This window comes from Pasteurella sp. XG20 (assembly GCF_018968665.1).
In the GTDB taxonomy this organism is placed as follows: domain Bacteria; phylum Pseudomonadota; class Gammaproteobacteria; order Enterobacterales; family Pasteurellaceae; genus Pasteurella; species Pasteurella multocida.
Genome location: NZ_CP076656.1, coordinates 1,047,449 through 1,061,090 on the forward strand (window position 1 = coordinate 1,047,449; position 13,642 = coordinate 1,061,090).

Annotated in this window: 10 protein-coding genes; 6 read left to right on the plus strand and 4 right to left on the minus strand. The window is 39.6% G+C overall.

Features of this window, described 5'->3' with window-relative positions; all coding sequences use genetic code 11:
* Window positions 1–5 precede the first annotated feature (5 nt).
* Together KPF51_RS04790 and KPF51_RS04795 are read right to left on the minus strand one after the other, a co-directional pair.
* Window positions 6–311 carry a hypothetical protein gene (locus KPF51_RS04790; protein ID WP_005751421.1) on the minus strand — a complete coding sequence of 102 codons (306 nt, stop codon included), beginning with the start codon at window positions 309–311 and terminating at the stop codon, window positions 6–8.
* 1 nt (window position 312) lies between these two features.
* Window positions 313–903 (minus strand): VOC family protein, encoded by a 591-nt coding sequence (locus tag KPF51_RS04795; protein ID WP_005722027.1) that lies wholly within the window; start codon window positions 901–903, stop codon window positions 313–315.
* An 86-nt stretch (window positions 904–989) separates the two neighbouring features.
* Between KPF51_RS04795 and argS the strand changes: the two genes are divergently transcribed.
* Complete coding sequence (gene argS, locus KPF51_RS04800) at window positions 990–2,723, plus strand: arginine--tRNA ligase (protein ID WP_005756456.1); 1,734 nt, start codon at window positions 990–992, stop codon at window positions 2,721–2,723.
* Between the two features lie 301 nt (window positions 2,724–3,024).
* Here the strand turns inward: argS and mdh are convergent, their stop codons facing one another.
* Complete coding sequence (mdh, locus tag KPF51_RS04805; RefSeq protein WP_005726340.1) at window positions 3,025–3,960, minus strand: malate dehydrogenase; 936 nt, start codon at window positions 3,958–3,960, stop codon at window positions 3,025–3,027.
* A 218-nt stretch (window positions 3,961–4,178) separates the two neighbouring features.
* Between mdh and argR the strand changes: the two genes are divergently transcribed.
* The 5 genes from argR to KPF51_RS04830 all read left to right on the plus strand — a co-directional run bounded on the left by argR (window position 4,179) and on the right by KPF51_RS04830 (window position 11,055).
* Entirely contained in the window at window positions 4,179–4,646 is a 468-nt protein-coding gene (gene argR / locus KPF51_RS04810) for a transcriptional regulator ArgR (protein ID WP_005726338.1), read from the plus strand.
* A 23-nt stretch (window positions 4,647–4,669) separates the two neighbouring features.
* A complete protein-coding gene (locus KPF51_RS04815) occupies window positions 4,670–5,557 on the plus strand; it encodes a TIGR01777 family oxidoreductase (protein ID WP_005726337.1) in 888 nt (295 codons plus the stop codon).
* 317 nt (window positions 5,558–5,874) lie between these two features.
* Window positions 5,875–6,879, plus strand: coding sequence for an HTH-type transcriptional repressor PurR (gene purR / locus KPF51_RS04820; protein ID WP_005722015.1), 1,005 nt, complete (start codon window positions 5,875–5,877; stop codon window positions 6,877–6,879).
* Between the two features lie 244 nt (window positions 6,880–7,123).
* Window positions 7,124–9,763: a phosphoenolpyruvate carboxylase gene (ppc, locus tag KPF51_RS04825; protein WP_005726336.1), complete on the plus strand. Its 2,640-nt coding sequence runs from the start codon at window positions 7,124–7,126 to the stop codon at window positions 9,761–9,763.
* Between the two features lie 260 nt (window positions 9,764–10,023).
* Window positions 10,024–11,055 (plus strand): ABC transporter substrate-binding protein, encoded by a 1,032-nt coding sequence (locus tag KPF51_RS04830; RefSeq protein ID WP_064661119.1) that lies wholly within the window; start codon window positions 10,024–10,026, stop codon window positions 11,053–11,055.
* A 78-nt stretch (window positions 11,056–11,133) separates the two neighbouring features.
* Here KPF51_RS04830 and KPF51_RS04835 read toward each other — a convergent pair whose 3' ends face one another.
* Window positions 11,134–13,590 (minus strand): glycogen/starch/alpha-glucan phosphorylase, encoded by a 2,457-nt coding sequence (locus tag KPF51_RS04835; RefSeq protein ID WP_061406006.1) that lies wholly within the window; start codon window positions 13,588–13,590, stop codon window positions 11,134–11,136.
* Window positions 13,591–13,642 lie beyond the last annotated feature (52 nt).

Consider the following 13,642-nt stretch of genomic DNA (forward strand, 5'->3'; position numbering starts at 1 on the left):
AATTATTATAAAGGTGATCTTGGATTAAAGGTAGAAATGTTCTTTAATCCTTCATTATTGTCAAGTACTCGAACACAAGCACCGACAACCAAAGTTGAATCGTATTTATGTCCAATTTGTATTGTTTCAATTGGACCATCTTCATGTTCGCAATTATTTTTACGCACAGTTAAGGTTAAATTTTCGCCATTGTATTCACTAAATAGGATTTCTGCACGATAACCATTACCATGATATTGGTCATTATAATTTTTACTACAGCCTGCTAATCCTAAACTTAATACCACTGCTAATACCGCTGCTTTCTTCATTTTACTCGGCCTCAATAATTTTTTTTATGTGATAAGGGTGAACTTTAATACAAGTAGGATTGTGTTGCTTATCCACAAAGCTGACGGCAATCGATGGATTAAGTAATTGTTCGCCTTCCACTCGAGGTTCACTCAATTTGACGTTTAAATTATCCGATAGTTCCCATAAAAATGTATGATTGATCCGCGCGACCCATTTCTCTACCGTTTCATGTGGCAAAAATGGCATCACAATTTCAATATGTTCCCATCCTTCAACGGGATAACTCTTATTTTTAGGAAAAGGTAATTCAATAACATCAATAGATTGTCCCAAAAACAGCAAGGGGCTATCTAACTTGATCAAATAAATAATCCGTCCATTCACCAGATTATCGGACAAAATTGTACCGTATTTTAATAAGAGTGTCAGCCAATATTTTGCACTTTGTTCCGTGTTAACACGCAATGCAATGTGATCGATTTCATATTGAGAAAGATCTAAGTGCATGATTTCTGCCAATTGCTGAATATTGTGTTCAAAGGTACGAAATTGTACGAAATGTTCAGCATATTGATTGCATAAATCATGTGAAGGATTAAAAGTTATCATTTTTTCTCGCTTTATCTTTTCTGAATAAGGAAAGAACGGTATCATAACCGATTATTTTATTAATTGTTATTCTTAGGTATAAAACGGTGAATATTCAATCTATTTTATCTCATAAAATTCAACAAGCCATGATTGCTAGCGGTGCAGATACCCAATCTGATGCTTTAGTTCGCCAATCAGCAAAAGTACAATTTGGTGACTATCAAGCTAATGGCATTATGGCGGCAGCGAAAAAGCTTGGACGTAATCCGCGTGAATTCGCACAACAAGTTATCGAACAACTTGATTTAAGCGAAATAGCTGAAAAAATCGAAATCGCGGGTCCTGGTTTTATTAATCTTTTCTTAGATAAAAATTGGTTAGCTGAACAAATCAGCCTTGCCGTCAACGATGACAAACTCGGTATCCAAGCCACAGAAACACAAACCGTTGTTGCCGATTATTCCTCACCAAATGTTGCCAAAGAAATGCATGTGGGTCACTTACGCTCCACTATCATTGGTGATGCTGTCGTACGAACACTCGAATTTTTAGGTAATAAAGTGATTCGTGCTAACCATGTGGGTGACTGGGGAACCCAATTCGGTATGTTGATTGCTTACCTAGAAAAAGTTGAAAATGAAAGTGCCAGTGAAATGGAACTGAGCGATTTAGAAGCCTTCTATCGTGCGGCGAAAGAACATTATGACTCGGACCCCGTTTTTGCGGAAAAAGCGCGTAACTATGTGGTGAAATTACAAAGTGGTGATGAATATTGTCGCACTATGTGGAAAAAATTAGTTGATATCACCATGCAACAGAATCAACACAATTATGACCGCTTAAATGTCACATTGACCGAAAAGGATGTCATGGGAGAAAGTTTATACAATCCCATGTTGTCCGATATCGTCGCGGATCTGAAACAACAAGGTCTTGCTGTTGAAGACGAAGGGGCATTCGTGGTTTACCTTGATGAGTTTAAAAATAAAGAAGGGGAACCAATGGGGGTGATTGTCCAGAAAAAAGATGGCGGATTTCTGTACACCACCACAGATATTGCGGCAGCCAAATACCGCTATGAAACGTTAAAAGCGGATCGCGCACTGGTATTTTCAGATACACGTCAAAGCCAACATATGCAACAGGCTTGGTTAATCACACGTAAAGCAGGTTATGTGCCAGACAGCTTCCAATTAGAACATAAAAACTTTGGGATGATGTTAGGCAAAGACGGAAAGCCTTTCAAAACGCGTACTGGGGGAACGGTAAAACTGGCAGATTTACTCGACGAAGCAGTTGAACGAGCCACCCAATTAATTCAGGAAAAAAGCACCGCACTTTCCGCACAAGAAAAAGCGGCGGTCATTGAAGCGGTTGCGATTGGTTCTGTCAAATATGCTGACCTCTCTAAAAATCGAACCACAGATTATGTGTTTGATTGGGATAATATGCTCAGCTTTGAAGGGAATACCGCACCGTATATGCAATATGCCTATACCCGTATTCGCTCTATCTTCAATCGTAGTGAACTAAATGAACAGGATCTTAGCGAAAGTCCTGTTGTGCTCAGCAATGAAAAAGAGCGCTTATTGGCGATTAAATTGTTGCAATTTGAAGAAGCAATCCAAATTGTTGCCAAAGAAGGCACACCTCATGTGTTGTGTACCTATTTATATGAATTAGCAGGTGTCTTTTCTTCATTCTATGAACACTGCCCAATTCTGAATAATGAAGATGAACAAATTAAACGCAGTCGCTTAAAACTGGCATTATTAACAGAAAAAACCTTAAAACAAGGACTCGATTTGTTGGGTATTAAGACTGTTGATAAGATGTAATCATCGAAGGCAATCACAAAAGCTGATAGAAATATCAGCTTTTTTTGAAACAAAAAAAAGTGCCTTGAAACAAGGCACTACTCGGAAAGCAAAATATGTCGGCTATTTTTTATAGCACTTATTTTTAGCTAGACACAGAATACGAAAATAAACCTTAGTTAGCAAATGGGTATTTTCAATAATGTGAACTAATTCACGCTTTTAAGATAAAAAAGTAAAAATGATTTCGGCTTAGCTGTGATAAAAAAAGAGTATCAATAAATCTCGATACTCTTTAGAAATCACTTTTTCCTGTCACAGATTATTGATTGACAAATTTCTCGCCTAATTCAATATCCGCACGTAATGTTTCTAGCATTGCATCTAATGCGTGTTGTTCAAATGCACTCAATGACCCTAATGGTAGAATTTCTTCAACGCCTTCTTTACCTAAACGAACAGGCTGAGCAAAGAAACGGGCATATTTGCCATCACCTTCCACATAAGTACATTCAACTACATTTTCCCCATTTAAGCCTTTAACTAAAGAAAGTGCAAAACGTGCTGCGGCTTGTGCCATGGATAACGTTGCTGAACCGCCACCCGCTTTTGCTTCGACCACTTCGGTACCCGCATTTTGAATACGTTTTGTTAATGGTGCAATTTCCGCTTCATTCCACTCTGCGTATTGGACTTGAGAAAGTAATGGAAGAATGGTGACACCAGAATGCCCACCAATCACAGGCACTGTCGTACGCGCTGGCTCTAAATTTTTCAATTCTGACACAAAGGTTTCAGAACGAATAATATCTAATGTGGTTACACCGAATAATTTACGCTTATCGTAAACACCCGCTTTTTTCAATACTTCAGCCGCAATTGCTACTGTCGTATTCACTGGATTAGTAATAATCCCCACACAAGCTTTTGGACAAACTTGCGCAACTTTCTCAATTAAGTTACGCACGATACCGGCATTAATATTAAATAAATCAGAACGATCCATACCCGGTTTACGTGCAACACCTGCAGAAATTAATACTACATCAGCCCCTTGTAATGCAGGTGTTGGATCTTCACCGGCAAATCCTTGCACTTTTACAGCTGTTGGAATATGGCTGACATCCGCAGCAACACCTGGTGTCACGGGGGCAATATCATATAATGATAACTCTGAACCGGCGGGTAATTGTAATTTCAATAATAATGCTAACGCTTGACCAATACCACCTGCGGCACCTAGAACTGCAACTTTCATTTGCTACTCCTTATGGGTTAATAAACTAAATACCTATGATTTTAGAATGAACCACAACCAATTTCAAATAAAGAAATGCAATAGTGAGATCTAACTCAAATTTTCACAAAAAAAGCCTCTTATTTGCATAAAAACAAAACAAGATGGCGGAATTCATTTGCATATTTATGCAAATTTATGCAAGATCATTGCATTATCTGGTGAAAGGAACCCCCACTATGAATTACGAGAAACAAGATAACTTACTCAATGCCTTTAAAGAGCTTCTTGCCCAGGAACGATTTGGCTCACAAAGCGAGATTGTACAAGCCTTACAAGAGCTTGGTTTTACACAGATTAACCAATCGAAAGTCTCACGAATGTTAACCAAATTTGGCGCGGTCAGAACACGCAATACCCGCATGGAAATGGTTTATTGCTTGCCAAATGAACTCAGTGTACCAAATACCAAAAGCCCACTGAAAAATTTAGTTCTAGACATTGATCACAACCATTTTGTTGTCGTGATAAGAACGACGCCTGGTGCCGCCCAATTAATTGCGCGACTGCTCGACTCGATTGGTAAAGCCGACGGCATCTTAGGAACAATCGCAGGTGATGATACGATTTTTGTCACCCCCACTTTAGATGCCAATATTGCAGATTTAATCAAAAGTATCCGAAATTTATTTGAAAGCAGTATATAACACAATGATAGTGGGGGCTTAACATGAATATTTTAATTACCGGTGCAACAGGATTAATTGGCTCCCACCTAACTTCGCAACTCATCAAACACGCACATGGGGTCACCGCATTGGTTCGAGATCCTAAAGCCGCCAAACAGAAGTTACCTGCTTCTGTCACACTCATTTCTTCTCTTGCACAATATACAACGCTAGATACCTTCGATGCGGTTATTAATCTCGCTGGCGAACCTATTTTTGAAAAACGTTGGACAGCCCAACAAAAACAACGTTTAGTAGAAAGCCGCGTCAATTTAACGGCACAGTTAGTACAACGAATCAATGCCAGTCGCACCCCACCGCATACCTTTATTTCAGGCTCAGCCACTGGTTATTATGGACATAACGCAGAAGAAATCATCACGGAAAACGCGCCAGCAACAGATACATTTCCAAGCCAACTATGCCAACGTTGGGAATCAGAAGCGTTATGCGCCAAAACACGAGTTTGTTTATTGCGTACGGGGATTGTCCTGAGTAAAACAGGCGGGGCTTTAGCTAAAATGCTTCCCCTCTATCGTTTAGGTCTTGGGGGAAAGTTAGGTTCTGGCAAGCAATATTGGGCATGGATCGCACTCGACGACATGGTGAAGGGCATTTTATTTTTATTAGAAAATCACCAATGTCAGGGCGCCTTTAATTTGGTTTCCCCTAATCCAGTTCGTCATGTTGAATTCAACAACACCTTAGCGAACATCCTTAAGCGACCTGCATTTGCCACTGTACCTGAATTGCTTCTCCGCTTTTTCCTCGGCGAACGCACACAGTTACTTTTAGATAGCCAAAAAATTGTGCCCGAAAAACTTCTCGCTCAAGGATTTGTCTTTGATTACCCTGAATTAAAATCCGCACTTCAAGCAATACTCAAATAAAAAAGACCGAGGCGATTATGCCTCGATCTTTCGTTATTTTTATTTTGTTTAGTCTTAAAAAATTGAGAACGCCAATACAACAATTAAACCTAGCGCCAAAGCAACTGTCATCATTGCATAACCAAATTCACTCATTGTTACCTCTACGGATTAATCAAATAGAGTTCCATTCTATCAATAAACCGATATGAAATAGAAGTCTCTTTCAACATTTAAAAATGAAAATTGTGATGTTAGACAAATATTTCTCATCTATTACTTAACCAATTGTCATTCACTCTTTATAATGAAATCCATTTGTATGGAGAAAAAGAATTATGGCAACAATTAAAGATGTCGCAAAAATGGCTGGAGTGTCCACCACCACAGTTTCGCATGTAATTAATAAAACCCGCTTTGTTGCAGCTGAAACAGAAAAACTGGTATTGCAAGCAATTCAAGAACTCAACTATTCCCCTAGTGCGGTCGCACGTAGCTTAAAAGTCAATACGACAAAATCGATTGGCATGATTGTCACCAGTAGTGAAGCCCCTTATTTTGCAGAAATCATTCACGCGGTGGAAGAACATTGCTATCGCCAAGGTTACTCACTGTTTTTATGTAATACACAAAATAACGTGGAAAAAATTAAAAACCACCTTGAAATGCTGATTAAAAAACGCGTCGATGGCATCTTAGTCATGTGTGCAGAATATACTCAAGATTCACTCGATTTATTAGCGAATTTCACCTCTTTGCCACTGGTCGTGATGGACTGGGGACCAGACAATAAACATACTGATATCATTCAAGATCACAGTTTTGAGGGCGGTTATCTTGCCACAAAATATTTAATTGATCACGGGCATAAAGATATCGGTATTATTGCAGGTGAGCTTACGAAAACGACAGCCAAAACACGCTATGAAGGTTTCATTAAAGCGATGAATGAAGCAGGGCTAAAGATTAACCCTGATTGGGTGATGGAGGGATTCTTTGAGCCTGAGGATGGTTATGAGTGCATGAATAAAATCTTGGCACAAGACACTCTCCCGACGGCTGTCTTTTGCTGTAATGATGTCATGGCGTTAGGGGCAATTTCCGCAATCGGTGAAAAAGGTTTACGTGTGCCAGAAGATATTTCAATTATTGGTTATGATAATATTCACGCTTCACGCTTTTACTCCCCGCCTTTAACCACCATACACCAATCAAAATCCCGTTTAGGTGCTCGTGCGGTGACTTTATTATTCGAACGCATTAATGAAAAATCTGAAGAGCGTGCCGTCATCGAAATGCATCCTGAACTTGTCATCCGTAAATCAGTCAAATCTCGCCTTTAACCTCCATAATGCCCTTATTTTTTCACAATATAAGGGCATTAATATTTGACGCCATTCATTAAAAAATATTCAATAAAAAATCTAAAAAATTGATTAAAAACAAAAGAAATCCACTTATTTCCATTTTTTTATTTTATGAATTAATTATCATTGATCTTTCAAAGTATTTTTGTTTATATCTTGCTTAGTCGAGGTATTTTACCTTTCATTCGTTGAAATCGAGGATTATTCAGAGAGGCTTTTTATGATTCAGCAGTATTCTACTATGCGTAATAATATCAGCATGTTAGGACGTTTTTTAGGCGAAACCATTAGTGATGCACAAGGTAGTGACATTCTGGAGTTAATTGAAAACATCCGTGTCCTTTCACGTAACTCCCGCCATGGGGATGATCAAGCACGTAATGCGTTATTAAACACCTTAGCGACTATCTCTAACGAAAACATTATCCCTGTGGCTCGCGCATTTAGCCAATTCCTCAATCTAACCAATATTGCTGAACAATATCAGACGATTTCTCGTCACCACCACGATCATGTTGCCTCTGAGCGTTCTATTTCAGCCCTTTTTAAACGCTTAAAAGCGCAACAGGTGCCCAAAGAAAACGTCATGGAAACCGTGCAAAAATTATTAATTGAACTGGTCTTAACGGCCCATCCCACTGAAGTAACGCGTCGTTCCCTAGTCCATAAACATGTCGAAATTAATAAATGTTTAAGTAAATTAGAACATACTGATTTAACCGACGCTGAGCGTAAAGCCATTGAACGCCGTTTATTACAGTTGATCGCACAAGCTTGGCATACCAACGAAATTCGTACCCAACGTCCTACCCCCTTTGAAGAAGCAAAATGGGGATTTGCCGTCATAGAAAACAGTTTATGGCAGGCGGTGCCTGAATTTCTGCGCCATTTAAATACCAGTGCGGTCGAATATTTTGGTTTTCATTTACCCGTTGAACTCAATCCAATTCGTTTTTCCTCTTGGATGGGAGGCGATCGTGACGGGAATCCTTTTGTCACCGCTGAAGTAACCCGTCAGGTATTGCGCTTAGCCCGTTGGAAAGCTGCCGATCTCTTTTTAACCGACATTCAAGCCCTGTCTGATGAACTTTCGGTAGTAAAATGTACCCCTGAATTCCAAGCCAAATACGGTTCACATGTAGAACCTTACCGCACTGTTGTAAAAGCATTACGGAGCAAGCTTACTGCAACACTAGCCTATTACGATGATCTCTTAGCTAACCGTACACCACGTGTTGCTGAAGAAGACATCATTACGCAAGATGCACAACTTTGGGAACCGCTTTATGATTGCTATCAATCTTTACAAGCCTGTGGCATGCGCATCATTGCTAACGGATTATTACTCGATTGTTTACGCCGTATTCGTTGCTTTGGCGTAACACTTTCTCGCTTAGATATTCGTCAAGAAAGTACCCGTCATGCAGAAGCGATTGCGGAAATCACACGCTATATCGGTTTAGGCGATTATGCGCAATGGAGTGAGAGTGATAAACAAGCCTTTTTAATCAAAGAACTGAGTTCACGTCGTCCATTATTACCAAGAGAATGGCAACCTTCTGCCGCAACGCAAGAAGTGTTGGATACCTGTCGTGTCATTGCTGAACAGCCTGAAGGGGTAATTTCTTGTTACATTATTTCTATGGCAAAAACTGCCTCAGATGTGCTTGCTGTACATTTATTACTGAAAGAATCTGGCGTGCCTTACCATCTCCCTGTGGTGCCGTTGTTTGAAACCTTAGATGATCTTCGCGCCTCAGAACAAGTCATGTCCGAACTCTTCAATATTGGTTGGTACCGTGGTGTCATCAATAATAAACAAATGGTGATGATTGGTTATTCGGATTCTGCCAAAGATGCGGGGATGATGGCGGCCTCTTGGGCACAATACTGTGCACAAGAAGCCTTGGTCAACCTCTGCGATAAATGCAATATTGAACTCACTTTATTCCATGGTCGTGGCGGTACCATTGGACGCGGTGGGGCACCAGCCCATGCGGCCTTACTTTCACAGCCGCCTCGCTCATTAAAAAATGGATTACGAGTCACAGAGCAAGGGGAAATGATTCGTTTTAAATTAGGTTTACCCGCCGTTGCCGTAGAAAGTTTGGGCTTATATGCCAGTGCAATTTTAGAAGCCAATCTCCTTCCCCCACCAGAACCTAAAGCACAATGGCGGACAGTGATGGATGAGCTGTCCACTATCTCTTGCCAGATTTACCGTGATGTCGTACGGGGTGAAAAAGATTTCGTGCCTTATTTTCGTGCAGCGACGCCAGAACAAGAATTATCCAAATTACCTTTAGGCTCGCGCCCCGCTAAACGTAATCCAAATGGCGGTGTAGAAAGCTTACGCGCTATTCCATGGATTTTCGCCTGGATGCAAAACCGCTTGATGTTACCCGCTTGGTTAGGGGCTGGCGCCTCTCTTCGTCAAGCGATTGAAAAAGGACAAAAAACTGTTATTGAAGACATGTGTAAAACGTGGCCATTTTTCTCCACGCGTATTGGAATGTTAGAAATGGTCTTTAGTAAAACGGATACTTGGCTTTCTGAACATTATGATCAACACTTGGTTGACCCCGCACTCTGGTATTTAGGCGAATCTTTGCGTGAGCAATTAAAACAGGACATTCAAACGGTCTTATCTCTTTCTCACGAAGATCAATTAATGTCCGATTTACCTTGGATTGCAGAATCTATTGCATTACGTAATGTGTATACTGATCCGCTCAATTTGTTACAAGTGGAACTTTTACGCCGGTTAAGACGTAATCCTGACAATCCAAATCCAGATGTGGAACAAGCGTTAATGATCACCATTACCGGTGTCGCAGCCGGTATGCGTAATACGGGTTAAGTCAAAACAAAAAGCCACAGTCTTGTTACTGTGGCTTTTCTTTTCTCAACAAAGTGCGGTGAAAATCGTTTAGTTTTTACCGCACTTTTTATCTATTTTATCTCTAGTCATTATTTATTTCAGTGTATAAATATTCTGTCTTAACTGTGTAATAAAAAACCTATCTATTTGATTTTAAATTGGAAATATTGAATTAACTTTGTTAAGATGACTTGCTTTTAGGAAGCAAGTAAGTTTTACCACTAATGGAATAGTATTTTATGGAAAAAATAAAACCTTCTTTTCTAAAAAACTGTGGGTTAAGTACCCTCTTTCTTATCCCTCATTCTCTCCACGCTGCAAATCACCTGAATATTTATTGCACGCTTCAAAACGATGCTTGTGAAGAAGTTGTTCAACGTTTCTCACAGCAATACAATATTAATACAAAATTTGTTCGCGCAAGTACGGGAGTCACTCTCGGCAAAATTAAAGCGGAGAAAGATAATCCACAAGCAGATATCTGGTATGGCGGCACTCTCGAACCACATTTGCAGGCTCGTGATTTAGGGTTATTAGAAAAATATCGTTCTCCCAAACAGACTGAAGTATTAGTACAGTTTAAAGATTTAATCAATAAATATGGTGACTATACTTCTTTTGGTTATATGTTAGTATTAGGTCTTGGTGTAAATACTGCAAAACTCAAACAACTTGGTCTTGAGACACCCAAATGTTGGCATGATTTACTTGATCCTCGCTTAAAAGGAGAAGTACAGCTGCCCGATCCACAAAGTTCAGGCACTGGTTACGCATTCATCGCCACACTTATTCAATTATGGGGAGAAGAAAAAGCCTTCGACTTCCTCAAAAAACTGAATAAAAATATCTCACAGTATGTGAAAAGTGGTCTAGTGACAAGTAATTTAGCGAGAGGCGATAGCAGTGTAAGTGTTGGCTTTTTACATACTTTTGAAGTAGAAAAAGCAAAAGGTGCCCCATTAAAATCAATCCCAGTCTGCGATGGCGATAGCTATACACTGGGTGGAATTAGTATTATTAAAGGAGCAAGAAACCTAGATAATGCGAAACTATTTATGGATTGGGCGCTCAGCAAGGAAGGACAAGAGCTTAACTGGATTCGCCGCGCCCCATATCAAATTCCAACGAACAAATATGCAACAGTGCTCCCTAGTGCAGTAAATCCAGAACAATTAAACTTAATGAAGTTTGATTTTGAAAAATTTGGCTCTAGCAAAGAAGCAAAACGCATTCTTTCTCGCTGGCTAGAAGAAGTCAAATTGTCTCAATAAAACTAACCTGATTCGCTACAAAAAAAGTGCGGTAAAATTTTCAAATTTTTTACCGCACTTTTTATTTCAACAGATATTTTATTTTACAGGCTTAATCTTCCAGATTTTTTCAGCATATTCCAAGATAGTGCGGTCTGAAGAGAAATAGCTCATATTGACAATATTCTGCAAAGTACTGTCAATCCACGCGTTTTGATCTTGGTATTTCGCATCTACGTTTTGTTGCATATCCACATAACTACGGAAATCCGCAAATGCCTGATAGTAATCATGGTATTGTAATGACTGCAACAACTGGTGATAACGGTTCGCATCCGTTGGTGAGAAACGACCTGAAACAATTTGATCAACTACTTTACGCAATTCTTCATCATTTTGATAATAGTCAAATGGACGGTATCCGTGATGACGTAACGCTTCCACTTCCTCAACCGTATTACCAAAGATAAAGATATGGTCTTGACCCACATTATCTAAAATTTCAACGTTTGCCCCATCTAATGTACCAATCGTGAGTGCACCATTTAAGGCAAATTTCATGTTACTTGTCCCTGACGCTTCAGTACCCGCTAATGAAATTTGTTCTGAAATGTCTGCCGCTGGAATAATCAACTCCGCCAAACTAACACTATAGTTAGGAATAAACACCACCTTTAAACGACCTTGTAAGCGTTCATCGTGATTAATGATATTCGCTACATCATTAATTAAATTAATGGTTTGTTTTGCAGCATAATACGCAGACGCGGCTTTCCCCGCCAAAATAAAGACACGAGGTACCCAATCTTTCTCTGGGTTTTCTAACATCGCGTTATAGCGGGCAATAATATGCAAGACGTTTAAAATTTGACGTTTGTACTCATGAATACGTTTCACTTGCACATCAAATAAGGCATTTGGATCAACTTCCACACCTAACTCATTTTTGATGTAATTGGCGAGTTTGACTTTGTTATTATATTTGATTTGCGCAATGGATTTTTTCAGTTCAGGATCTTGCACTTTGTCTTTTAATAAGGTTAATTGACTTAAATCACGGCGCCATTCTTTACCAATGTATCGATCAAAGAGTGCTGATAATTCTGGGTTAGCGACACCAATCCAACGACGTGGTGTAATCCCATTGGTCACGTTAGTAAAGCGTTCTGGATAAATACGGGCAAAATCCGCAAAGGTTGAAGTAACCATTAATTCAGAGTGAATTGCCGCCACCCCATTCACTTTATTCGACCCTACCACAGATAACCAGCCCATACGCACTTTACGGTGATCGCCTTCTTCAATTAAGGAGACACGACGAATAAATTCCGCATCAGTTGAAACATAGGTTCTGACATACTCTAGGAAGTAATCATTGATCTCAAAAATCATTTGTAAATGACGAGGTAAAATATGTGCCATCATTTCGACAGGCCATGTTTCCAACGCTTCTGACATTAACGTATGGCAGGTATAAGAGAACACGCGACGAGTAATGTCCCATGCTTTCTTCCATTCGTAACCTTCTTGGTCAATTAAAATCACCATTAATTCCGGAATCGCTAAGGCAGGGTGAGTATCATTTAAGTGAATTGCTACTTTATCTGCAAAGTTTTCCATCGTGTTATGAATACGCTTATGGCGATAGATAATGTCTTGTAACGACGCAGAAACTAAGAAATATTCTTGACGCAAACGCAATTCACGTCCACTCCAAGTCGAATCATCAGGATACAATACACGCGAGATATTTTTACTTAAAGTACGGTCTTGTACCGCGGCAAAATAATCGCCTTTATTAAAATCTGCTAGATCAAAACGATCCCCCGCATAAGCACTCCATAAACGTAGTGTTGCGGCTGAATCATTCGCATACCCCGGAATCATTTGGTCATACGCTAAGGCTTCAACTTCTTCTTTGCTCGTCCAAATACATTTTTTACCTTCAAAATGAATGCCGCCACCAAAACGAACAGTATGACGTTTCGAAGGACGAATAAACTCCCATGCGGCGCCTTTATCTAGCCAAGCATCCGGCTTTTCCACTTGGTGACCATCTTCGATTTCTTGCTTAAACATACCGTATTCATAACGAATACCGTATCCTACACCAGGTAAAGCTAAGGTCGCGATAGAGTCCATAAAACAAGCCGCTAAACGCCCTAATCCCCCATTACCTAAACCCGGATCAACTTCTTTTTCTAATACATCTTCTAAGTTGACGTTAAGTTCAGATAAGGCTTGCTTCGCGACGTCATAAACGCCTTCTGCGAGCATCGCATTAGACAGCGTACGACCAATTAAAAACTCCATTGACAGATAATAAACACGACGGGTTTCTTCACTTCTTGATTGACGTGCCGTCGTAATCCAACCTTCTGTCACAAAATCACGTACCGCATATAAAGTGGCATTCAACCAATCACGTTGACTGGCTTCTTTCGGTGATCGACCAATTGAAAAAATCAATTTATAAACAATACTTTTTTTCAACGAGTCAACAGTAATTTCAGGGCGATTATAGAGAAAAGGTGAATCAAAGTTATCCATAATCATAATTTATTTTACACTCCTAATTATTTTAGAAAACGGTGCAATTTAGTCATTT

Bases quoted from the DNA above. Each gene is read 5' to 3' on its own strand.
- KPF51_RS04815 (WP_005726337.1), top strand. From the start codon at position 4,670: ATGAATATTTTAATTACCGGTGCAACAGGATTAATTGGCTCCCACCTA.
- argR (WP_005726338.1), top strand. From the start codon at position 4,179: ATGAATTACGAGAAACAAGATAACTTACTCAATGCCTTTAAAGAGCTT.
- mdh (WP_005726340.1), bottom strand. From the start codon at position 3,960: ATGAAAGTTGCAGTTCTAGGTGCCGCAGGTGGTATTGGTCAAGCGTTA.
- KPF51_RS04790 (WP_005751421.1), bottom strand. From the start codon at position 311: ATGAAGAAAGCAGCGGTATTAGCAGTGGTATTAAGTTTAGGATTAGCA.
- KPF51_RS04795 (WP_005722027.1), bottom strand. From the start codon at position 903: ATGATAACTTTTAATCCTTCACATGATTTATGCAATCAATATGCTGAA.
- KPF51_RS04830 (WP_064661119.1), top strand. From the start codon at position 10,024: ATGGAAAAAATAAAACCTTCTTTTCTAAAAAACTGTGGGTTAAGTACC.
- purR (WP_005722015.1), top strand. From the start codon at position 5,875: ATGGCAACAATTAAAGATGTCGCAAAAATGGCTGGAGTGTCCACCACC.
- ppc (WP_005726336.1), top strand. From the start codon at position 7,124: ATGATTCAGCAGTATTCTACTATGCGTAATAATATCAGCATGTTAGGA.
- KPF51_RS04835 (WP_061406006.1), bottom strand. From the start codon at position 13,590: ATGATTATGGATAACTTTGATTCACCTTTTCTCTATAATCGCCCTGAA.